The sequence below is a fragment of the uncultured Desulfosarcina sp. genome (assembly GCF_963664155.2).
Classification (GTDB): domain Bacteria; phylum Desulfobacterota; class Desulfobacteria; order Desulfobacterales; family Desulfosarcinaceae; genus Desulfosarcina.
Genome location: NZ_CAXXXH010000001.1, coordinates 1601789 through 1625161 on the forward strand (window position 1 = coordinate 1601789; position 23373 = coordinate 1625161).

At 55.3% G+C, this 23373-nt stretch carries 20 protein-coding genes; 8 read left to right on the forward strand and 12 right to left on the reverse strand.

What is annotated here, in order from left to right; all coding sequences use genetic code 11:
* Nucleotides 1-47 precede the first annotated feature (47 nt).
* From ACHZBS_RS07270 to ACHZBS_RS07280, 3 genes are read left to right on the forward strand one after another with little or no spacing between them, the layout of a single operon-like run.
* Entirely contained in the window at nt 48-1103 is a 1056-nt protein-coding gene (locus tag ACHZBS_RS07270) for a deoxyguanosinetriphosphate triphosphohydrolase (RefSeq protein ID WP_319405836.1), read from the forward strand.
* A gap of 17 nt (nt 1104-1120) precedes the next feature.
* Nucleotides 1121-1753 (forward strand): hypothetical protein, encoded by a 633-nt coding sequence (locus ACHZBS_RS07275; RefSeq protein WP_319405837.1) that lies wholly within the window; start codon nt 1121-1123, stop codon nt 1751-1753.
* Nucleotides 1740-2519, forward strand: coding sequence for a YkgJ family cysteine cluster protein (locus ACHZBS_RS07280; protein ID WP_319405838.1), 780 nt, complete (start codon nt 1740-1742; stop codon nt 2517-2519). Before ACHZBS_RS07275 ends, ACHZBS_RS07280 begins: the two co-directional genes overlap by 14 nt.
* A gap of 89 nt (nt 2520-2608) precedes the next feature.
* Here the strand turns inward: ACHZBS_RS07280 and ACHZBS_RS07285 are convergent, their stop codons facing one another.
* The 3 genes from ACHZBS_RS07285 to ACHZBS_RS07295 all read right to left on the reverse strand — a co-directional run bounded on the left by ACHZBS_RS07285 (nt 2609) and on the right by ACHZBS_RS07295 (nt 6208).
* On the reverse strand, nt 2609-4276 hold the full coding sequence (locus tag ACHZBS_RS07285) for a Na/Pi cotransporter family protein (RefSeq protein ID WP_319405839.1): 1668 nt from the start codon (nt 4274-4276) through the stop codon (nt 2609-2611).
* 292 nt (nt 4277-4568) lie between these two features.
* Nucleotides 4569-5051: a YcgN family cysteine cluster protein gene (locus ACHZBS_RS07290; RefSeq protein WP_319405840.1), complete on the reverse strand. Its 483-nt coding sequence runs from the start codon at nt 5049-5051 to the stop codon at nt 4569-4571.
* The gene (locus ACHZBS_RS07295) at nt 5042-6208 is read right to left on the reverse strand and encodes a 4Fe-4S binding protein (protein ID WP_319405841.1); all 1167 of its coding nucleotides are present in this window, start codon (nt 6206-6208) and stop codon (nt 5042-5044) included. Before ACHZBS_RS07295 ends, ACHZBS_RS07290 begins: the two co-directional genes overlap by 10 nt.
* 151 nt (nt 6209-6359) lie before the next feature.
* On the opposite strand from ACHZBS_RS07295, the gene ACHZBS_RS07300 reads away from it, so the two are divergent.
* Together ACHZBS_RS07300 and ACHZBS_RS07305 are read left to right on the forward strand one after the other, a co-directional pair.
* Nucleotides 6360-7763: a M1 family aminopeptidase gene (locus ACHZBS_RS07300; RefSeq protein ID WP_319405842.1), complete on the forward strand. Its 1404-nt coding sequence runs from the start codon at nt 6360-6362 to the stop codon at nt 7761-7763.
* A gap of 71 nt (nt 7764-7834) precedes the next feature.
* Complete coding sequence (locus ACHZBS_RS07305; RefSeq protein WP_319405843.1) at nt 7835-8464, forward strand: hypothetical protein; 630 nt, start codon at nt 7835-7837, stop codon at nt 8462-8464.
* A gap of 120 nt (nt 8465-8584) precedes the next feature.
* Here the strand turns inward: ACHZBS_RS07305 and nhaD are convergent, their stop codons facing one another.
* The 7 genes from nhaD to ACHZBS_RS07340 form a co-directional block, all read right to left on the reverse strand.
* Nucleotides 8585-10438, reverse strand: coding sequence for a sodium:proton antiporter NhaD (nhaD, locus tag ACHZBS_RS07310; RefSeq protein WP_319405844.1), 1854 nt, complete (start codon nt 10436-10438; stop codon nt 8585-8587).
* Nucleotides 10439-10610: 172 nt separating this feature from the next.
* Nucleotides 10611-11156 carry a lytic transglycosylase domain-containing protein gene (locus ACHZBS_RS07315; protein ID WP_319405845.1) on the reverse strand — a complete coding sequence of 182 codons (546 nt, stop codon included), beginning with the start codon at nt 11154-11156 and terminating at the stop codon, nt 10611-10613.
* A 683-nt stretch (nt 11157-11839) separates the two neighbouring features.
* Nucleotides 11840-12547 (reverse strand): ABC transporter ATP-binding protein, encoded by a 708-nt coding sequence (locus ACHZBS_RS07320; RefSeq protein WP_319405846.1) that lies wholly within the window; start codon nt 12545-12547, stop codon nt 11840-11842.
* Nucleotides 12540-13331, reverse strand: coding sequence for an ABC transporter ATP-binding protein (locus ACHZBS_RS07325; protein ID WP_319409070.1), 792 nt, complete (start codon nt 13329-13331; stop codon nt 12540-12542). Before ACHZBS_RS07325 ends, ACHZBS_RS07320 begins: the two co-directional genes overlap by 8 nt.
* 38 nt (nt 13332-13369) lie before the next feature.
* On the reverse strand, nt 13370-14578 hold the full coding sequence (gene livM, locus ACHZBS_RS07330; protein WP_319405847.1) for a high-affinity branched-chain amino acid ABC transporter permease LivM: 1209 nt from the start codon (nt 14576-14578) through the stop codon (nt 13370-13372).
* 70 nt (nt 14579-14648) lie between these two features.
* Entirely contained in the window at nt 14649-15551 is a 903-nt protein-coding gene (locus tag ACHZBS_RS07335; protein ID WP_319405848.1) for a branched-chain amino acid ABC transporter permease LivH, read from the reverse strand.
* Nucleotides 15552-15684: 133 nt separating this feature from the next.
* The gene (locus tag ACHZBS_RS07340; protein WP_319405849.1) at nt 15685-16806 is read right to left on the reverse strand and encodes a branched-chain amino acid ABC transporter substrate-binding protein; all 1122 of its coding nucleotides are present in this window, start codon (nt 16804-16806) and stop codon (nt 15685-15687) included.
* A gap of 590 nt (nt 16807-17396) precedes the next feature.
* Here ACHZBS_RS07340 and ACHZBS_RS07345 point away from each other — a divergent pair.
* The 3 genes from ACHZBS_RS07345 (at nt 17397) to ACHZBS_RS07355 (ending at nt 22192) form a co-directional block, all read left to right on the forward strand.
* Entirely contained in the window at nt 17397-18254 is an 858-nt protein-coding gene (locus ACHZBS_RS07345; protein ID WP_319405850.1) for an NAD(+)/NADH kinase, read from the forward strand.
* Nucleotides 18255-18398: 144 nt separating this feature from the next.
* Nucleotides 18399-20099: a VCBS repeat-containing protein gene (locus ACHZBS_RS07350; protein WP_319405851.1), complete on the forward strand. Its 1701-nt coding sequence runs from the start codon at nt 18399-18401 to the stop codon at nt 20097-20099.
* Between the two features lie 374 nt (nt 20100-20473).
* The gene (locus ACHZBS_RS07355) at nt 20474-22192 is read left to right on the forward strand and encodes a hypothetical protein (protein ID WP_319405852.1); all 1719 of its coding nucleotides are present in this window, start codon (nt 20474-20476) and stop codon (nt 22190-22192) included.
* 406 nt (nt 22193-22598) lie between these two features.
* Here ACHZBS_RS07355 and ACHZBS_RS07360 read toward each other — a convergent pair whose 3' ends face one another.
* Nucleotides 22599-22862: a hypothetical protein gene (locus ACHZBS_RS07360; RefSeq protein WP_319405853.1), complete on the reverse strand. Its 264-nt coding sequence runs from the start codon at nt 22860-22862 to the stop codon at nt 22599-22601.
* A 161-nt stretch (nt 22863-23023) separates the two neighbouring features.
* The gene (locus tag ACHZBS_RS07365; RefSeq protein ID WP_319405854.1) at nt 23024-23245 is read right to left on the reverse strand and encodes a hypothetical protein; all 222 of its coding nucleotides are present in this window, start codon (nt 23243-23245) and stop codon (nt 23024-23026) included.
* Between the last annotated feature and the right edge of the window lie 128 nt (nt 23246-23373).

Sequence of the window (23373 nt, forward strand, 5' to 3'; positions counted from 1 at the left end):
TTTGCCTAAAAATAATACATCTATGAAAAAATCACAACCGGAGTGCCGTGAACATCCGCGAGCAGTTCGAAAAACGCGAAAAAAACTTCATGTCTCCGTTCGGCTGCCAGAGCGCCCAAAGCCATGGCAGGCAACGACCGGAGGATGCCTGCCCCATCCGCACCGCGTTCCAGGTTGATCGTGACCGCATCGTCTACGCCAACGCATTCAGACGGTTGAAGCATAAAACCCAGGTGTTCCTCAACCCGCTGGGAGACGAATATCGCACGCGCCTGACCCATACGCTGGAGGTGGCCCAGATTGCCCGGACCATTACGCGGGCAATGTTTCTCAATGAAGACCTGGCCGAGGCCATTGCTTTGGGACACGATTTGGGGCACACCCCCTTTGGACACGGTGGAGAGGCGGTGCTTCAGGAGATCCACTCGCCGGATTTCTTTCACCACAAGCAGAGCCTTCGGGTGGTGGATGTGATCGAGAACAACGGCAAAGGGTTAAACCTGACCCACGAGGTTCGCGACGGTATTGTCAAGCACTCCAAGGGATATGGAAAAATCCTGCCCGATGATCCAGAGGAACTGGCTTGCACCATCGAAGGCCGCATCGTTCGGATTTCCGACATCATGGCTTACCTGAATCACGATCTGGACGACGCCATTCGCAGCGGCGTCATCCGTGAAAACCAGGTACCGTCAGTCTGCACCCAGGTTATCGGTCGGACCCATCAGGAGCGGGCCACCACCATGATCCGTGACCTGGTATTTTCAAGCCGGGCGGTCGACGGAGAATTACGGCTTGATATGAGCGAGGAGGTTTTCGGTGCCATGACCACATTGCGGGCCTTTCTCTACGAAAACGTTTACCGATCCGTCCAGGTCCACCGGGAATTTGTCAAAGCTAAGAAAATCCTTTCCGAACTCTATGCCTACCTGCTGGATAATGAGCGCATTTTAGAAAAGGAACTCACCCGCATGGGCATCGCCGGCTGCCTGAACAACGGTTCTCCCCGAAAGCAAGTGGTCTGTGATTTCATCGCCAGTATTACCGACCGCTACGCCCTCGGCCTTTACGAAAAAATCTTTTTCCCATCGCCCACCGTTTGAGGCCGTTCTTGATCGCCATGAACCTGACACCCGAACGATTGTTGTCCATCAGGCATCGCTCTCTCCCACTGCTTAACCGGATTGAGACACTTTTTAGCGAGATGGATCGGGCCTACGCGGCTGTTGCCGGGCAGTATGGGTTTCTGTGCAACGGTTGTGCGGACAACTGCTGCCTGACCCGATTTTACCACCATACCCTAGTGGAGGTCCTGTATCTGGTGGAAGGCATGTGCACCCTTGAAACCGGCATTCGCCAATCGATCAACAGCCAGGCGCTGACGGTCAGTGCCGGGATGGCAGCAGCCGGCCATGGCGGCGAGGCCCTTCGCATCATGTGCCCACTGAACCGGAACGAGAGGTGTCTGTTATATCACTACCGCCCCATGATATGCCGGCTTCACGGCATCCCCCACGAACTGCAGCGACCCGGCGGCAACCGCATCAAGAATCCGGGCTGCGATGAGTTTTTCAATCAGTGCCGCGAAGGTGGTAAAACGGATTATATCCGATTTGACCGGACCCCCTTTTACCGGCAGATGGCAACACTGGAGCAGGAGTTGCGCCGAGAGACGGGATATTCCGATAAAATCAAGCTCACCATCGCCCAGATGCTGGCGGCCCTTTCTGACTGCACCTATGAAATCAATTAAACCAGAAGAGATAAAACGGCTGCCGGGTATCCCGCTGAAAGAAACCGATACCTTTAATTTCCGGTGTCACAAGGACCTGGCCTGCTTCAACCAATGCTGCCGGAACCTGAACCTGTTTCTCTACCCCTACGATGTTCTGTGTCTGAGAAAACGTCTCAATCTGGATTCCGACCAGTTCCTGGAGTCCTATGTGGATGTGGTACTGCGGAAGGGCAACTATTTCCCGGACGTCCTGCTGCGAATGGCCGATAACGAATCCCGGACCTGCCCTTTTTTAAGCGATGCGGGGTGCACGGTATACCCGAATAGGCCCGACACCTGCCGCACATTTCCCGTGGAACACGGAATGCTGTTCGGCGACCGGCCCGGTGAATCGAAAATCGTCAGTTTTTTCCGACCACCGGATTTCTGCCAGGGCCAGCATGAAAACCAGGCATTGACCCTCGATGGCTGGGCGCAAAATCAGCAGGCTGGCATTTACAACCAGATGACTGCCCGATGGGCCGCAATCAAAGCACTGTTTCAAAAAGACCCGTGGGGACCCGAAGGCATAAACGGCGCCAAAGGGAAAATGGCCTTCATGGCCGCCTACAATATTGACCGGTTCCGTGAGTTTGTTTTTCAGAGCAGCTTTTTAAAACGGTATCGGGTCAAGAAGGCACGGGTTAAAAACCTCCGGGCCAGTGACCGGGAACTGATGCTTTTCGGCTTTGAATGGATTCGGTATTTCGTCTGGAACATTCCTTCCAAAAACATTCGCTCCTGACAACACGCCACAGACAGGTCAAGAATCCTGAGACCTTGAGTCTTTGAAACCGCAGTTATCCCTTCTATCAGCGATCAGCGTTGAGCGATCTACTTTTTCCCTGCTACAGCCTCGGCGATATTGAAGCAGTAATCGCCGATCTTCTCCAGGTTGGTCAGCAGGCTGACGTAAACCAGTCCCTGATCGATGCCGCATTCACAGGAGCGAAGCCGCTGGATGTGGTCGTCACGATATTTTTCGCGCATGGCATCGATGGTATTTTCCAATTTGTCCGCCTGATTCATGAAATTGGCGGGGCGCCGGCGCATGGCTGAAGTAATCAGATTCATGAACTCGGCAACCTTGTCCACCAATTGATTCATATCCGCCATGGCCTGTTCGGTGAATGTCAGATTACCCTCAATCATATCCTCGATGGCCTGGGCGATATTTTCCACGGAATCGCCGACACGTTCGATGTTGTTGGTCATCCGCATCAAACTGGAGATCTCCTTGGCCTCGGATTCGCTTACATCGCTCTGGTAGATCCGGGTGAGGTAGGCGACGATCTCCCGCTGCATGTCGTCCAGATGGTTTTCCACCTGCCGCCACTTGGACAGTTTCTTGTAATCTCTGTCCTTAAGCCGTTTCACGGTCTTTCTGAAGGTGTATTTGGCGGTCTCGGCCATGCGGAGAATTTCACTGCGGGTTTCGACGATGGCGGCAATGGGGGTGTCGATGAGGCGATCGCCAAAGTTGGGCAACCGGAAGTAGTCGATGTCCTCCTCTTCCTTGGGTGAGAGCAATATGGCAATTTTGATCAGCCAGGGCAGCACCAGAAGAAAAAATGAAGCGTTGATTACGTTGAACAAGGTGTGTCCATTGGCAATGTACCGCCCGATATTTACTACTTCATCGCCCACCACTTGGTCCACCGGGCCGGCCCCCATTCCCACAGTCACCATTTCCACCAGTTTCACAAACAGGGGGAAAACGCAGAGCATGAGGGTCACGCCGATGACGTTGAACATGGTATGGGCCCGGGCGGCCCGATGGGCGTTGATGTTGTTGGAACCGATGGTGGCCAGCTCGGCCGTAATGGTGGTACCGATATTCTCCCCCAGCACCAGGGCCATGGCGCCGGGAAAAGTAAGCAATCCCTGGCTGGCCAAGGTCATGGTCAGACCGATGGTGGCCGACGAAGACTGAACCATGATGGTCAGCCCGGCCCCCACGAACACGCACAAAAGAAGCCCGCCGACTGAACTGGGATCGAATTGGGTAAAAACCGCCAGGAAGTCCGGGTGGGATTTGATCGGTGCCAGTCCATGCTTCATGACGGTCATCCCGTAAAAAAGGAGGCCGAAGCCCAGGATGACCTCACCGATGTAGCGGGTTTTTTTCTGTTGGGTAAAATACTTGAGCACCACACCGGTGGCAATAGCGGGCAGGGCCAGTGCAGTCAGCTTAAAGGCGATGAGTTGGGCCGTGACCGTGGTACCGATATTTGCCCCCAAGATCATTCCCACGGCCTGCTGGAGGGTCATGAGGCCTGCGGTAACGAACCCGATGAGCATCACCGTAGTTGCCGATGAAGACTGAACCATGGCCGTGACAACAGTACCGGTCAGACATCCCACCACCCGGTTGGAGGATACCGCGCTCAGGATGGCCTTGATGCGTTTTCCGGCCGACATCTGAAGCCCCTCGGTCATCATTTTCATACCGAGGATAAACAGACCCAACCCCCCTAAGGTCGTAATGATCACACCCGTCATCACCTGCTCCATTCTTATATTTTACGGCTGTACCCGCAGTGATACGTCTAATCTCAAGCTCTTGAAATGAAAATATAATTTCGTTATTTTTCAATCGGTTAATGAAACAGCTGAAAAGTTGGCCTGTACTTACCACACGCCGTCCAGATGTCAAGTCCCAAGACCCGTCGAAGGGTGCCGATCATATGAACGATCAATCCTGACGGCCATTTTTCACTTGAAAGCAAAAGCAGCGCTTCGATATGGAAATGTCACCGACGGGTCTCTGCAAGTTTCCCGTGCCTGCGACTTTTCAGAGTGGATACCCGATGGTATAAAAATCGACATCCTCGGGGTGGACGTATACTTCTGAGACAGCCTTGTCCCGGACGGATATACCGGCCCGGTGAACCGACTCCGGATCACCGGAGACCAAAGGGTGCCAGGCATCCAGGTCCCTGCCTTCGGACAACCGCCGGTAGGCACAGGTTCTGGGCAGCCAGCGCAGGCGGGGGATCTGTTCCGGGGTCAGGATCAGGCAGTCGGGAACCAGGGTGGTCCGGTTGCCGTAGCCGCTGCAATGGCATGCCTGGACGTCAAGCAGGTAACAGGAGACCCAGGTGTAAGTTACCTTTCCCGTTTTGCCATCCTGAAATTTTTGCAGGCAACAACGCCCGCAGCCGTCGCACAGGGCTTCCCATTGCGCACGGCTCATCTGGTCCAACGCCGTCGTTTTCCAAAAAGGCTCGTCGGTCACTGCAGAAATAGGGCGGGTGGGATACGTCTTCACCGGCATCGATCCTTTTCCAAGGCATCCCGTTTCGATCTTCTGGACGACAGGTAGCGATCCCGTTGGGATTTTCCGATTTCCGCCGCTACCAGCAAAGGGCCTATTTTTTTCCGTTTCCAGGCCGTTCGCAACAAGGCGGTGGCCATGTTCGCGGGAACCCGAGGCTGCCGTGACCGCGATTTGCGGGTTAGCCGGAGAGCCCCGGTCGGGCAGGTGGAGACACACAATCCACAGCCGATGCAGCGATACGGGTCCAACTGAACCGCTTTGTCGTTGAGCGTCAGCGCACCCATCTGGCAGCGCCCCACACAAATACCGCAACCGGTGCACAACCCGGCACGCAATCGTGCGACAAAAGGGGTGGCCACAAGTTCGGCCGGTTTCGGATAGGTTTTTATAGTTCGAAGCACACCGCAGCAGCACCCGCAGCAACAGCAGATCCACGCCGGGTCCCGGCTGTTGCTGGGCTGCAGCACCAGCCCGGCACGATCCGCGCGCTCAAAAAGATCCAGCACCGTCTGACGGTCCACCGGACGCCCGATGCCCGATTTAACGAAATAGCTGCCGGCATCGCCAAAAGAGATGCACGCTTCCAGTGGGCCGTCGCAGCCGTGGCCGGCCATGCGCTGTTCTTTTCGGCAGATGCAGGGGGAGATCACAAAATGGTCTTTGTTGCGAACCAAGGCTGCCGCCCCTTCATGGGGCAGAACCGGCAGCTTCGGATCGATGCTCCGATTCACCGGGATGGTGCGCATCTGCGGGGCGCGTCGCCAGGCGTCGGCATCAAAAAGCACCGGGATGTAAGCGGCCATGTCCGCCACCAACTCGGGATCCAAACGATTGACCTGGAACTCCCAGATGCCCACCACAAACTGGGAAGCCAGGTACCGGGGCGATTTTCCTTTGGGTGCGTGCTTCAGAATCAGCCCCTTATGCCACATGGCCTCCAGCATCGTTCCCGCCAGATCCTCCTTTAACCCACAACGATAGGCGACAACCGGGGTCGTCTCCGGGATCAATGTCAGACAACAGGCCAAGCGGGCCTCGAGTTCCGTGAACAGATGCCTTAATATTTTCAGTTCGACGCCGTCCGGGGTGGATGGGAATCCTCCGGGGAGTCGATCCAGATGGTTGGCCAGTTCATGGTATACCGTGTTCTCCATACTCCGGAGCCTTACCATGAATCCACTCGGTGGAAAAAGGAAAATTCATTGAGGATTGCTTTTGGCGCAGGAACGCTTAAGTTTTTTGGCAGCGCATGTCCACTTCGATTGTTGGAAAACCCGGCATGGCCCACGTATCGGGAGAGACCCCGTGAGACGAAAAACAATCCCCTTTCTCCGCTTGGCTCTGATTTACCTTTTGGTCTTGACCGGAGTGCATGGCATCGCCGGTGCAAAGATTTCAACGGGTTCAAACGCCCACCACGATCTATCCATTTCCCTGTTTCCCGGAAAATCAGAACTGGAAGGACGGGACCGGATCCGGATCGAACAAGCGGAAAGGGGCTCCGTAGCGTTTTTTCTGTCTCCCCGCGCCCGCATTCACTCCGTTCGTATAGACGGCCGAGAGCACCCTTACACCTTTTCCCGGGGACGGTTGGCCCTGAATCCGGATCGAAGCGAATCCACCCTGAATGTGAATCTGAACCTTCATTATACCTGCAGGTTTGACGATCCTGTGCCGGTGCGCCCGGAGAATACCGACAACCCGGGATTCGGGGTCAGCGGTACGATCTCTGCGCTGGGGACCTTCATCCTGTCCGGTGCGGGTTGGTACCCCCAGATGGCCGATGCACGCGAGTCATTTAAACTTCATGTGGACGGTCCTGCGGATACCGTTGCGGTCACCGGCGGCCGGCTGCTGGGCATCGAGCGCCAGGACACGAGGACCATCAGCCGCTGGCGCATCGACAACCCGTTGGAAGGCCTGAGCCTGTCCGCCGGACCCTATGTGGTCGAACAGCAGACACTGAATGGCATGACTGCCGCCACCTACTTTTTTATGGAAAACCAACAGCTGGCGCCGCGTTACCTGGAATCATCCCTGCGCTACCTGAAGCGATACAGCGATCTTTTCGGAACCTATCCCTTTGACGGGTTTGCCGTGGTGGAGAACTTTTTCCCCACGGGTTACGGTTTCCCCGCCTATACCCTCATGGGGGGCAGGGTCCTGCGACTGCCATTTATCCCGGAAACGAGCCTGCCCCATGAGATTGTCCACAACTGGTGGGGCAACGGGGTGCTGGTGGATTTCGCTTCGGGAAACTGGTGCGAAGGATTGACGTCATACACGTCCGATTATTTGAACAAGGAGCAGGCGTCGCCCGATGCGGCAGCGGACTACCGCCGCCAGGCCCTGCGCAACTATGCGTCACTGGTGTCACCCGCAACCGATTTTCCCCTCAGCCGTTTTCAATCCCGAACCGACCCGGCCACCAAAGCCGTGGGTTATGACAAATCCGCCATGGTTTTTCACATGTTGCGAAAGGAAGTGGGAGACGCTGCGTTTTGGGCCGCACTGCGGGATCTTTACCGGAATTTTCTTTTCAAACGCGCCTCCTGGAAGGATCTGCGGCAAATCTTCGAACACCACGCCGGAAGATCTTTGAAGGTTTTTTCCGGCAGTGGGTCGAACGACCGGGTGCCCCGCACATACGACTGGAAGCTGTCCGCCAGGAACCGGGCAGCCATGGATACCGGACGACCGGCCGCCTGACCCAGAAAAAACCCTATTTCGAAGTCACGCTGAAGCTGGCCCTCAACACCGAAGGCGGCCCCATCGAGCAGATGATTCACCTGTCGGGCCGACAATCGAAATTTGAAATAGCCAGCGACACGCGACCCCGTGTGCTCACCGTTGACCCCGATTATCAGATCTTCAGGCAGCTCACCCCGGAGGAAATTCCCCCTACCGTCAACACCCTGAAGGGATCAACCGCCGTCGTGCTGGTGATTGCAAGGCGGATGGGCCGACGTGGCCGCCCCATCGCCCGGCATTTTGTCCAGGCCATGGGCGTTGAGCCGATCCGTACCATTGATGAAGCGAATTTCACTGCGGAAGATGCAGCCGGAAACAATTTGCTGTTCATCGGCCTGCCCGAAAACCCGGAGTCGGTCCAACTGCTTCCCCGCGACATGGCGCTGGCAGTCAACGCCTTTGAACTGGCTGGGCAAAGGTTCGACGGACCGTCAGACGTGCTGTTCTTCGTGGCCCGTCATCCCGGCCATCCGAGGAATGTGGTCGCCCTGCTGCACCCGCTCTCCCCGGATGCCGCCGATCAGGCATCTGTAAAAATCCCTCACTACGGCCGCTACAGCTACCTGGCCTTCAGCCGTGGACGCAACCGGGCCAAAGGCACCTGGGAAGCGAACACGTCGCCCCTGATGGTGCGCTGGAACCCCAAGCAGACCCCATAACCAAGGAGTTCCCCCATGACCTCACTCACCGCACAGTTGCCGTACGCCCCGGACATCCTTACGCCTCGCAACCTCAATACGGCCGACGCGCATTTCACTTTTCATGCCCTGAAGCGGCTTCTACATCAACCGCGCATTAACGAACAGGTGACAGGCAATGCTTGCCGCATACCCCAGTAAAATGAGGGGTGTCCATTTCAGGTGTGCGCCGAAAGTATAGGTTCCCCGGGCCGTGCCCATTAAGGCGACGCCGGCGGCTGAGCCGATGGATAACATGCTTCCCCCGACGCCGGCCGTCAGGGTTACCAGCAGCCATTGGCCATGGGACATGGCCGGATCCATGGTAAGCACGGCGAACATCACCGGGATGTTGTCCACAACAGCGGACAGAAGCCCAACAATCACATTGGCCGAGGTGGCTCCCAGATCCAGGTACATGAACTTGGAGATGGCGGTCAGGTAGCCGAACTGAGCCAGCCCCCCGACACACAGAATCACACCGTAAAAGAACAACAGGGTGTCCCATTCGGCCCGGGCGATTTTCTTCATCAGATCGAAATGCTGGGCGGCGGCCTTCTTGTCCGTATAGTCCTGCAGCACTTCCACGGCCCCGACCAGTTTGCCGGCCTCATCCTTTAACGGCGCCCCCGAAAAAGAGACCCATCGCCCCTCTTTTCCCAATGTGTGCACGAATCGGGATGCCTCGTATGCGCCGTCGATATACTCATTGCGTTTGAATTTGCCCTCATAGTGCTGCTCGATCATCTTTTCCGGCAAATAGTTGAGCACCAGATCGGCCATCACCGGCTGTTCGCTTTCGTAAAAGGGTTTCCACTGGTCGCGGGTGCCAACCATCTCCTGTGCCGTCAGTCCGGTAAATGTTTCGCAGGCCTTGTTCCAGTAAGTAATCATGTGATTGGTATCGATGGTAAAAGCCGGCAGGGATATCTTTTCGATGATGGCTGACAGGTCCAGCTTGCTCTTGACAATGGTGGTAATCGGATAAACGGACTCGGCGCCTCGGGCGCCCAATATATAGGGATAACGCTCCGAACGTCCTTCGTGAAGCTTGATGTGGTAAGACAACGGCCCCAGGAACCCCAACCCCAGCATCATGCCGGCCACCGGAGGAAGGTGCAGAAAATTGTGAAAACAGACCGCCGTGGCAATGGTTGCCAGAAAAAAAGCCATGATAGCCCTGGCCCCGTATTTCATCTCCACATTTTCATCGATGGGTTTGGGCACCCGTTTTTCGATGGCCAGACTCATGACCACCGCGGGAACCAGCCAGTTGATCAGAGAGGGAAAGAAAATGTTAAAAAATTCATTGAACTGAACCTTCCCTTTTTGCCATACCATCAGGGTGGTGATGTCTCCGAAAGGTGAAAAGGCCCCGCCGGCATTGGCGGCAACCACCACATTGATGCAGGCCAGGGCCACGAACTTCTTGTTGTCTCCGCCCACGGCCATAACCACGGCCCCCATCAACAGGGCAGTTGTCAGGTTATCGGCGATGGGGGATATGGAAAATGCAAGGGCGCCGGTCACCCAGAAGATCCTCCTCAGGGAAAGTCCCCGGGACACCAGAAACGCCCGCAGGGACTGGAAAACGTTGCGCTCTTCCATGGCGTTGATGTAAGTCATGGCAGACAGCAAAAATAAAAACAGCTCTGCATATTCCAAAAGGCTTTCCTTGATCGCCTCGTGAGCCGTATGGGTGTCTCCGATACGAATGTAGGCAATGGCCAGCAGCACCCAGATAATGCCGGCAGCCAGAAGCACCGGTTTGCTTTTCCGCAGATGGATCGAGTTTTCCAAGGGTACCAGCGCATAAGCCAAAACGAAAATAATGACACCCAGATAGCCGTATGCCGTACCGGTCAGATCCGCCGATGCGGAAGCCCCGTGCCCCCCTTCAGCCCACGCGAGCACGGGCGTCAGCACAATCAGAATAAACCACCAGAACTTTCTCATAATAACCTCATTTTAAAATTGAATGGCAGGTAAAAAAGAGAGGCACTATAGGCTATCGGTTCACAGATGCCAATAGTTTTTTATCGGCGAAATTGATTGCGGGAAAAGGGGGAAGGCTTTCAGGCGTGGATAGGTTGGCAGGAACCGTATTTACCAACAGGGGCACTAAGCGTCAGGCCAGCCTTCGGGAACCGGCTGATTTTTGCATTTTGAACTTCTCGTGAAACTTGAGCACTTTTTTGATGTAACGCCGCGTGGCCTTGAACGGAGGGATTCCATCATAGTTTCGAACGTGGCGTGAACCGGCATTGTAAGCAGCCAGGGCCAGCTGCACATTACCATCGAACCGGTCAAGCAGCGACCTGAAATAGCGGACGCCGCCATCAATATTTTCCTCCGGATCATAGATATCTTCAACACCCAGGGATTTGGCGGTGGACGGCATGAGCTGCATCAGTCCGCGGGCCCCTTTTTTGGATTTTGCCCGGGGATTGTACCCGGATTCGGCAAAGATAATTGCCCGGATCAAGCTCGGGTCCACTTCGTATCGTCCGGCTACCTGAACAATAATTCCGTGAAAGGGGTTTTGTTCTCGCGGAAGCGCTCTATCCGGCACCAATAATTTTTCCGCGGGGGATTCAGCGCCTACCGAGATCACTTCAACCGCCGGCAACACCAGGGCCATTTCAATCCCGGGTTGAGCGGGCTCGGTTTCCATTGCAGGTTCAAGAGATTTCGGTGGCTGCGGCATGGCCAGTACAGGGATGGCATAAGTTATCATTTCAGATTTTTTAGAAAACGTACAAGCGGCGGTCAGCAAGAAGGTAAAAACAACCACGGTAACTAAAAAAACGACAACGTCGTTCAAAGGAAAAAGCATATTCGGGTGTTGATTTTCTGGGTTCATGGCATTTCACATGAGTAAGGGTTTACCAACCAGTTGCAACGCCTCGCGTCGAACTTAAGAGGCTTTTTAGCAAATATAATGCCGAAACGGCCTTATATGAACAATTCTATATATAATTCAAATGAGTTAGATAATAACAAGTGCGGGTATAGATCTTCCCGGTGTGAAAATCGTTCATCAGGAACTATGGCATTTGCACCACATCACGAAATAGGTTTCCTATTCAAGAGCCTGCCCAATGCTCTCAAAAAAGCAATCATAACCACTATATACTGTACTAGTTATCATACTGATGAACCATATGGAGTATAGGTAGAATACTCTATAGTTTTTTTCTGACAGCCTGTCAAGGACCGGAAGCCAACAAAAATAAGCGGATTTGGTCTCGGGGGATTTGGCCCGTCGACCAATGCTGCAGGCATAATATCCAACGGACGGTAGCCGCCCAGTGAGCAACTTTTTTCCATTCGGGTCTAAATCATAAGGCTGCGATACTAAATTCCCAGGTAGGCCTTTTTCACATCTTCATTGGCCAGCAGCCTGTCAGCGGCGTCGGAAAGGGTGATCCGGCCGTTTTCCATGACGTAACCCCGGTGGGCGACCTTCAGGGCAAGGTTGGCGTTTTGTTCCACGAGGAAAATAGTGGTGTTGTTTTCGCTGTTAATTTTTTTTATGATTTCAAATATCTGTTTTACGATTAACGGGGCCAGCCCCAAAGAGGGTTCGTCGAGCAAAAGCAGCCGGGGGCGGGCCATCAGGGCTCGGGAAATGGCCAGCATCTGCTGCTCGCCGCCGCTCAAGGTGCCGCCGGCCTGGTTGCGCCGTTCAGCCAGGATGGGAAACAGGCTGAAAACATAGTCCAGGTCGGATTTAACGCCATCCTTGTCATCCCTCAAGAACGCTCCCATATCCAGATTTTCCAGCACGGTCAGATAAGGGAAAATCCGCCGACCTTCCGGCACCTGGCTGATGCCCATGGAAACGATCTTGTCGGGGTTCACCCGGGTAATGGCCTCCCCCATGAAAAGAACATCCCCGGTTCTGGGCGGCACGATCCCGGAGATGGACATCAAGGTCGTGGTTTTGCCGGCACCGTTGGCACCGATCAGGGTAATGATCTCCCCCTCTTTCACCTCCAGGCTGACGCCCTTCAGCGCCTGGATATTGCCGTAGAAAGTATGAATATCAACGAGGCTAAGCATCGATTTCCTCTCCGAGATAGGCCTTGATAACCGCCGGATTCTTCCGGATCTCTGCCGGTGTGCCCTGGGCGATCTTCTTGCCGTAGTCCATGACGAAAATGCGGTCCGACAGGCTCATGACCAGCTTCATGTCATGCTCGATAAGCAGGATCGAAATCCCTTCGTTCTCGCGGATTCTGATGATGAGATCATCCAGATCCTGGGTCTCATGGGGATTCATGCCGGCAGCAGGTTCGTCCAGCAGCAGCATGAAGGGATCCGTGGCCATGGCGCGGGCAATTTCCAGGCGCCGCTGGGCGCCGTAAGGCAGGTTCTTGGCAAAGTCGTTGACATATTTTTCAAGCCCGATCTTTTCCAGGATCGAATAGCTTTTTTGAACCACCGCCTTCTCTTCCCGGCGGGTGGAGACCCCTCTGAGCACCGCACCCAAGATGCCGGCTTTCATGCGGCAATGGCAGCCGATCATGACATTTTCCAGAACGGTCATGTTATGGAACAGTCGGATATTCTGAAAGGTCCGGGCCAGCCCTTTTTCCGTCACCCGGTTCGGCTTGAGGCCGTTGATCCGTTGGGTTTTGCCCTTTTTTGGCGCAGAAATCAGGACGTCTCCCCCGCTGGGATCGTAAATCCCGGTGATGCAGTTGAAAAAGGTGGTCTTGCCCGCACCGTTGGGGCCGATCAGGGCCACGATCTCCCCTTGGTGAACATCCAGATCGACGTTGTCCAGAGCCCTGAGTCCGCCAAAATTCATAGTCAGCTGTTTTACGTTGAGTATCGGTTCCATATCCATATCTGTTCAGGTAATAACCTTTTTCCCGTTCATTAGTGATCGGTCTCTTTGTATTGGTATGTCCGCCGCACCGTTTCCACGATGCCGCCGGGTCGGAACACCATCATCATCACCAGCACCGTTCCGAAAGCCAGCATGCGGTATTCGGATAAAAAGCGCAGGTATTCGGGCAGCAGGATCAGGATAAAAGCACCGACGATAACCCCCACGATCGATCCCATGCCGCCCAGCACAACGACGCACAGCACGTTGATGGATTCCCATATGGTGAAGCTGGCCGGGTTGATAAACGTCGTTTTGGCGGCAAACACCACACCGGCAAAACCGGCCCAGGTAGCGCCCAAAGCAAAAGCCATCAGTTTGGTCTTGCGCTTATCAATACCCATGGACTGGCAGGCCACCTCATCCTCACGCAGGGCAATCCAGGCCCGGCCGATCCTTGAATTCTGCAGCCGGTTGACCACAAAGATGGTGAACAGGGTCATGGCGATCATCAGGAAATAGACGTAGATGGTCGCCTGCTCGATATCCAAATCTATGCCAAACAATCCCGGGCGGGGAATATTGGCGATGCCGCTGGGTCCGAAGGAAAATGCATTCCAGTTCTCCAGAATCAACCGGATAATCTCACCGAAGCCCAGGGTGACGATAGCCAGGTAGTCACCCCTGAGCCGCAACACGGGAAAACCGAGTATAATGCCGAACATAGCCGCCAGTCCGCCACCGATGCCCAGTACCGTCCAGAATCCCAATCCGAAATGGTAGTTAAGCAGGGCGTAGGAATAGGCACCCACCGCATAAAAGGCCACGTAGCCCAGATCCAGCAGGCCGGCAAGACCGACCACGATATTCAGGCCCAGACCCAGCATGACATAGATCAGGGCCGTAATCATGATGTTGGTTTGGTAAATGGAAAAGACGAAGGGGAAAACCAGGGCGGCAATGGTGGTAATAATCAGGGCCGGGATGGTGAATCGACGGTCGCCCAGCAATCGTTGACTCAGGGTCACCCGGGCAATACCATCGACCTCCGTCCGGTGGATTCCCTGCTCCTTTCGCCGGATCAGGTAGCGCCAGAGTGCAGACAAAACAAAGCTGCCGATCCCCACGAAAAACAGGTTGGCCCAACGCCACTGGATGATGTTTTCCACCGTGTTGACGCGGATCACCATGATGGGGAAGGTCAAAAACATGAACCATAGGGAGGCCAGAAATGATTTTTTCAGTTCGTTTGCAAGCATAGGCGTTTCTATCTCAATCCACATGGTGACCGGCGGTAAGTGATGACGCCGGTCGTATTCTAAAAAAACCTTATACTTTCTCGGAGGTCGAACGTCCCAGAATCCCCGCCGGCCGGAAAATCAGAATCAGGACCAGGAAGACGAAGGCAAACACATCCTCGTAATCACTGGAAATATATCCGGTGAAAAACGATTCGGTCCATCCGAGCACCAGACTGCCCAGCACCGCGCCCGGTATGGAGCCGATCCCCCCCAATACGGCCGCCACGAAGGCTTTGATACCGGCGATGAAGCCGATGTAGAAATTGATCTGGCCGATGTGGGAGGCGATGAGCACCCCGCCGATGGCTGCCGTAGCGGACCCGATAATAAAAGTCACCGAGATCACCCGGTTGACGTCAACGCCCACCAGTTGGGCCATATCCCGGTCCTGGGCCGTGGCCCGCATGGCCTTGCCGATCTTGGTGAACTTAATCAGGAAGGTAAGCAGGACCATGACGATGGTGGTGGTAATCAGAATCACCAGCTCCGGCGAACCGATGATGTGGGCAATCGGTTCCATGAATTCAAAATCGGGGATCAAGGCAGGAAATGGCAGAAAATCCGAGGTCTGCGCCAGGAGCACATAGTTCTGCAGAAACAACGACATGCCGATGGCGCTGATCAAGGCCGACAGCCGGGGGGCCTGGCGCAAGGGCTTATAGGCGATCTTTTCCATCGTATAGCCGTAGGCCGACGAATAAACCACGGCGGCACCGGCGGCAATCAGCAGGATGGCGATCTGGTTCCAGCCCAGCATGGTGAGTACGCTGATCACGATCAGGGCGGTAAAGGCACCGATCATGTAGATTTCGCCATGGGCAAAGTTGATCAGTTGAACGATACCGTAAACCATGGTGTAACCGAGGGCGATCAGCGCATAGATGCTGCCCCGGGTGAGCCCGCCCAGAAAAAGCTCGAAAAAATAGTCCATATCAAAAAACCATCTTGGGTGAAGAGATGCCGCCGAGTGAATAATCGCCCGGGCGGTGGCAGGTTGCCTCATAAAAATTCAGGGGCCAGACGCATCGTTGTCTGTCCCCTGAATGGTCGTGACACCGCTCCCGCTATTTCAGCTCGACGTAAGCACCATCTTTGACCTGGTACATGGAAAAGCCCACACCGATGGCATCACCACGATCGTCAAAGCGGATTTTACCCAGCGGGGTTTCCACGTCTTTGGTCCGAAGCGCGTTGGTCACCGCAGCATAATCGGTGCTGCCGGCCTGCTCGATGGCGTTGAGCAGCGCGATAGCTGCGGAATAGGCATTCAGGTAAAATGCGCCCGGATCGGCGCCGTAGGCTTTTTTGTGGGCCTCATTGGCGGCAATGGCCATGGGGTTGCTGGAGACATCCTTGGGTCCGGTGGCATATACACCCTCGGCGTATTTCTGGGCCACTTTGATGAAGGTGTCATCTTTTACGCCATCATCGGAGATGAAGATAGTGTCCATTCTCTTTTTGCGCATCTGGGTGACAATTTTGGAGGCTTCCGGATGGTAGCCGCCGAAAATGACCGCTTCGGCCCCACTTTTCTTGATTTTCTGCACGACGGCACTGTAATCCACGGCACCGGGGGTAATGCCTTCATAAAAGACCACTTCCGCGCGGGGATCTTTTTCCAGGAATGCCTTGGCGAACTCGGCCAGGCCCTTGCCGTAGTCGCCCTTGTCATGAAGAACGGCAATTTTTTTCAACTTGAGGACATCCAGCGCAAAGTCCACTTCCAGACGCGCCTGGGCATCGTCGGAAGCGATGGTCCGAAAAAAGTTGGGGTAGTCGCCGCTCTGGGTCAGCGCGGGATTGGTGGCAGACGGCGACATGACCGGAATATTGGAGTCCTTGTAAATACCCAGCGCGGCCTTGGTGGCTCCGGAGCAGATGTGGCCCAGCACCACGTGGACGCCTTCGGAAACCAGCTTGGTAGCGGTGTTGGTGGCCACTTCAGGCTTGCACACATCATCTTCCACCAGCAGTTCCACCTGTCTGCCAAGCACACCGCCCTTGGCATTGATGTCTTTCACCACCAGTTCCGCGGCTTTGATGGTAGGGATACCGTAAGAGGCAAGGTCTCCGCTGTGAGGACCGGCAACACCCAGTTTTATGGTATCGGCTGCCATGGCGGTACCGGTGACCATGAACGCACAGACAACGGCAACAATAAGGAATTGTCCCAAACGATTTTTCATCTTGCCTCTCCTTCTCAATAGGTTTTGGTGAATGATCCCATCCAAATGAAAACGACTTTATTATCGAGTCATCGACGGCCAGTCAAGTCAAAAGGCTGCCGGTTGCGGTGCTTACCAAGGAGTGGGTTCAGTTTGATTTCACTATAATTCATGTTGTTCGAATCTTGTTAAGGGTAACTTGCCAAATGGCAGGAAGGCCTGTCCGGATACGAATGAAGCGAATTCATTTATTTATGAAGCAACAAGGAATATATATGACCCGGAGCAATTGATGTCAACTGCATTCCGCACAAGACGGACGCATTGTCCGTGGTCCTCCACAAAAACTTGCCCTGCCGGCCAAAGCCATGTATTAGGGTAGAAAATGGCGCTGTCGCTGTAAAAAAGGAACATCGAACGCCCAACATCGATCAGAATTTTCGTTGCCAGTATCAAAACGGCAGAAATAAGAAATAGCAGATAGCTATTAGGATATTTTGTATTTCTTCATTCGATGTTCGATGTTGGACGTTCATCTTTAAAATCATGCCCCCAACGCACCATGACGAAATGTAAACGGAAATCATGATTGCCATCTTGAAAGCTTCATTATGAAAAAACACATCGGTCTGGTTGTTAAAGATGACGATAATGCCCGGCAGCAGGCTGACCGGTTCGAACACTGGCTGGTCAAAAAAGGACTCTCCGTTACTCGCCGTCAAATCGGGTTTCCCGCGGAAAAACGATCGGAAGGATCGCGGAAACGGTCGCCCAAATCCCTTTTCTGCATTTTCGTTTTGGGCGGCGACGGCACATTTTTAAGCGCCGTTCGCTGGATTGGAGACCAGCAGACCCCCATTATCGGCGTAAAATTTGGTGAAGTCGGATTCCTGGCGGAAACCACGGAGGACCGTCTGTGTGAGGTGGCCGAGGCGATCCTGAAAGATCAATTCACCACCCGACCGCAAATGCGGCTGCAGATTCAGGTGCTCCGCAAAGGCGAGGAGATCGCCCGGGAGTCGGCCTTCAATGACGTGGTGATCAACAAGGGGGCGCTGGCCCGACTGGCCCGGATTCGTACGCATATCGACGGCCAGTTCCTCACCGATTACCGTGCCGACGGGCTCATCGTGGCCACACCCACCGGGTCAACGGCCTATTCCCTAGCCGCCGGCGGCCCCATCATCCACCCGTCGGTGCCCGGCATACTCATCACCCCCATCTGCCCCTTCACCCTGACCAACCGGCCGCTGATGGTCCCGGACGCCGCCACCATAAAAATCCAGCTGGCCGAAGACACCTCGGACATCATGCTGACCTGCGACGGCCAGGTGGGACTGAAAATCGACGGGCGGGACACCGTCATCATCGGCAAAAGTCCCAGCCCGGTTCAGATGATCACGCTTCCCGATCAGAACTACTTCGATGTGCTCAAAGCCAAACTGAAATGGAGCGGCAGCCGGGTATAGCGTAGATATTTTCCGCAAACCGGTGGAGCGGCTTCCAGCCGCGATAATTGAAGTGCCGTTCAGAAACAAATTGCACTTTTATTTTTCCAGGGTTCATGTTAACAAGGTTCACACGCCTGAAATAGGAAAAGGAGACTCCTCGATTTGAAGCGCTATCCACGACGGCCGATCGTAATTTTCTGCCTTTTGACTATCCTTTTGGCCCTTTCCATTTCACCCGCACTGGCAGACGAAGCCACCAAACGCGTCCTGATCCTGCCCCTGACGATTCATTCGGAAAAAGACCTGTCGTTTCTCAACCAGGGCATCATGGACATGATGGCCTCGCGCATCAGCCAGTCGGCCCAAGTGATTCGCGAAGGCCTGCCGGCCCCGGGAAAAGATCCCGTCCAGATGGGCCGCGATCTGAACGCCGACTATGTGGTCACCGGCAGCCTGACCGTTTTCGGCAACAGTGCCAGCACCGATGCCGCCCTGACGGCAGTGGATTCCGGGGATACGGCCCTGCAGTTCAGCCAGTTCGGCCAGAGCAGCGGCGACGTGCTCATGCACGTCAACCAGTTTGCCATGCAGGTGAGCCAGTACATCGCATCCCTGTCCGCCGCCGCACCTCGGATGGCCGCCCCCACGGCGGCCACACCGGCCGTGACGATCCCCCAGACGGCCGCCCCGGTTCAACCGGTACCGCCCCGTCCGCCTGCCGTGGCGGCAGCGCCCCAGGCACCGGCAGCACCGCTGCCGGCCGCTGCACCCGTTGTGGCCGCAACGGCGGCAGCCGTCGCATCAGCGGCAAAACCGGTTGAAGGCCTGTGGACCAGCAACCCGTTCAAAGGTACCATCAGCGCCCTGACCACCGGCGATGTGGACGGCGACGGCAGCCCGGACATCGTTTTTGCCCACGAGAACAAAATTGTGGTGGAGCGTCGGGATGGCGAGAGCCTGGACCGCATTGCCGCCTTCGATGCCGGCAACCGCCACACCATCCTCTCGATAGACGCCGGAGATATCAACGGCAATGGAGCCGCCGAAATTTTCGTCACCCGACTGGACGCTAACAGTAAACTGGACTCGGTCGTGCTGGAATATACCGGTTCCGGCTTGCATCCCATCGCCTCCGACCAGAGTTGGTACTTCCGGGTCGCCGACGATCCCGAAAACGGCCGCATCCTGATGGGTCAGCGGCGGGGCACCCCGTCGGCCAACGACACCGGCGGCCTATACGCCTACACCCATTTCCTGCCCGGCGTGTTCGAACTGACCTGGACCGGCAAGGATTACCAGGCCGGCCGCCGGTTTCCGCTGCCCGAAGACATGAACCTCTACCGGTTTGCCCGGGGGGACATCTTCAACGACGGGAAGATCCGGGCCATCGCCTATTCCGCCGACGACGACCTGCGCATCTACGACCCGGCCGGCAGCCCCCAGTGGGCCAGCCAAGAGACCATAGGCGGCAGCCCGCTCTTTCTCGAAGCCGTATCGTCCGCCGATGTCCGCACCAAAGACAAGACCTATCTGGCCCAGCGCCTGATCGTCGCCGATCTGGACGGCGACGGCAAGGTCGAGGTGGTCACGGTCCACAACCGGGATGCCGCCAGGGGCTTGGTGGAGCGCTTTCGCAAGTACACCCGCGGCCGGATGATCGCCCTGCGCTGGAACAAGGTCAATATGAAGGAGGTCTGGACCGGCGAGGAGATCAGCGGCTATATCAGCGATTTCGCCCTGGCCGACCTGAACGGCGACGGCCGCCTGGAAGCAGTCTATGCCATGGTGACCAGCACCGGACTGACCCAGAGCAAGTCCAGTAACATTGTAGTCGAACAGATTGGCGGGTTGTCGGGCAAGTAGTGGGGACCGACAAAGCGAAAAAATTCCAATATCCAAAAACCAAATTCCAAACGATCTGGCAGGGCCACAATAATCTGCAATGAATGGTTAATGCGGTTTGATATTTCGGATTTGTGATTTGGAATTTATTTGAGATTTGGTGGTTGTCATTTGTTATTTTTAGTCGATGCTACCGGATCACCAACCACGATCCGTTCCCTTTATAAAAAACTTATCATTTCGGACATCTGACGTTTGTCAGCCACATGCTGGATTGTCGGTGCAGCCTGGACAACTGCATCCACGCATCAACGAAAAGGAGGTGATCGAAAGCATTCCGGTGAGTTAAACCAGCACTCGACCTATTACCCTGTTTTTAACCAAGGAGGAGCCAGATGAAAAAAGTTAGGTTATTGATCGCCGTTTGCGCAGCGCTGATGATCGCTGCCCCGGCAATGGCCCTGGAGGTGGAGGTGTCGGGCCACTATTATGTCGAACATTACAACAATTCCAACTTTACCCTGCAAGACAGCGACGCCACCGACGACTACTCCGACATGGAGTTCATGGCCAAGCCGGTGTTCAAGATCAACGACAACATCACCCTGACCACCCAGTTCACCGCCCTGCAGGGGCATGTGGCGGGCACCGATGCCAGCGGCCAGTTTGAAAGCGACAATCCGCTAGCGCCGAAAATGGACAATTCCGAGAACTTCGACTGGAAAGCCGCCTACATGACCATCAAGACCGGCATCGGCGGCTTCATCATCGGCCGCTACATCGATACCCCCTGGGGCACGGCCCTGGGCGACAGCACCGCCAGCCACGGCAGCAACAGCCTGCACAAGGATCGCATCATGTGGGTGGTGCCCGTGGGCAACTTCATTTCCGGCCTGGTGGCCCAGGAGAACAACGAATACGACCTGGGCAACGAAGTCTCCGATGCCGACTTCTACAAATATTACGGGTTCAGCGCCTACAAGCAGGAAAACTGGTCCACCGGCCTGCTGATCGCCAACTACCAGCACAAAAACTTCGTAACCCAGGGAGATCTGCGGGCGTTTCAGCGGGGGTATACGAGTTATCAATCTTCGGTTGATGCATACAATTTGGCGTCAGCAACCTTTGGCGGTAACTATAATGCATCCCTCGCCCTTGATGCGAATGGCACCTATACGGCAGTCGGCCTTACCGCTGCAGCCAATGCCGCCGGATACGATACCGTCACAGAATGGGATCTAAACACACCGGGCTCTCAGATCTCCGGCCTTACCGGAGGAGCTATTCCCATTGAAGACCTGTATGCCTACAGCATGGCTGCCGATGCTGCTCAGGCCCAGGCCACTTACGCCGGCGCCCTGATTTCCAACGGCCCCACCCGCTCCGAACTGAACCTGTGGGTCTTCGACCCCTATTTCATGGGCACCTTCGGCGGCCTCAGCATCGAAACGGAACTGCTTTGGGGCAAGGGCACGATCGACCTGGACGAAACCCGGACCGACCCGGTAACCGGACAGACCTTCAACGATATGAACGCCACGGGCCTGGCCGCCACCATCGACCTGAAATATGACATCGCCGGCTTCACCCTCAACGGCGGCTATACCTACGTCCAGGGCGACAGCAACTACACGGACGACGAGACCAACGCCATCGGCTACCTGGAACCGTCGCTGGATCTCGAGCACGGCTTCCTGCTCACCTCCGACACCTCCGGCCTCGAAACCAGCCTGGGCGGCACCGATGCCGACGGCATCCCGCTGGGCAACCTGGCCGGCGGACCGACCACCCTCACCGGCACGGCAGGCTACCAGATGTTCTGGCTGGGAGGCAAATACGCAGTATTGGAGAACCTCACCCTGGGCGTGCTGTATGTTAAATCCAAGGCCGACGACGCCCCCCTGGTCAATCCGGATTCCGGCACCGGGCCGCAGTGGGATGACGACCACGGCCAGGAATACGATTTTACCGTCGACTGGGACATCATGGACAACCTGACCTTCAACGGCGTCATCGCCCACCTGGCCGCCGGCGATTACTGGAAGAAAGGCGATCCGACGGCTGATATCAAAGACAACACCACCTTCTACGGCTGCCTGACCGTAGAGTTCTAGTCGATCCTGTCATACCGGATACCATCCGGCATCCGTATTTCCCGGAATGCCGATCTCGACGGGATGACAGATGAATGCAAAAGCCCCGGCAGACCTTATGACTGCCGGGGCTTTTTTCACCGCCTGCAAAAACCCTTCCCATAAAATCATCGCGGCTGGAAGCCGCTCCTACGATCTGCCGTTCCTGCGTTGGAGCGCCATCTTGGCACAATTATCGATGGATCGAAGCCCACACTCACCGCCATCATTTTATCGCCGTTGGAAACCGGTTCCTGCCTTCCCGGAACCCCAGTGTAGGAGCGGCTTCCAGTCACGATGGGATCCAATCCGCTCCGGATATTATGCCGCCACGGATACGAAAACAGTGCGCTGATATAGATCACCGGAAAACGGAAGGAGAGAAAAGTTACAGGAGCAGCATGATGGCGACAACCAGGATCAGCAGGGCCAGGCCAATGTATACCAATCGCTTTGTCGTTATCCTCGGCAAGGCTGACGTAGACGCTTTATTTTTCTCCTTGAAGGCGCGGATTCTTTCTATTTTTGCCCGTTCCTGCTCTCTTTCCCAGCGCCTGGCGTCGTCGTCCCTTCTTTCGTAGGGCCCGTCTCTTCGGTCGTCAGCGACGAACACGTGAACCTGCCGACGGTCTTGGTTTTTTCTTCTTTCCATATGCCTTCCTCCGGAAAGTTGATTTTGGAAAAAGCACTGTTTTTTCAAATAAATAGAACCATGGTCGGCCTCGTTGTCAACAGCAAACGCCAGACAAAACCGTGATCGGGATAGCCTGCGAGACGCATCCCCCGGTATTTTCGTCTTGTGGAACGATTCTGTCAGACATAGATGTTCACCCGCGTGCCGATCCGTGCATCGGCGACAAAACGACCGCCCCCGCTGTAGGTCAGGCCATCGTCCGATTCGGGCGCAACCGTCCGCGCCTGCCGCTCGATGAACACCGGGTATCTGGAGGTTTCGCCGAATGTGAAAAACGGGCTGGTACCGGTCCGAACCGGGGCGTAAAAAGGTACGGGCACCAGCGCAGCGGATTCTGCCATGTTCTGGCTTTCAGACTATTAGCATTTAAGATCATAACCATCCATGCAACATCCGTACACACATGGATTGTTATAATAACGAACCGAAATAATATAGGTATTCTTTTTATATAGTCCATCTGTTCCGA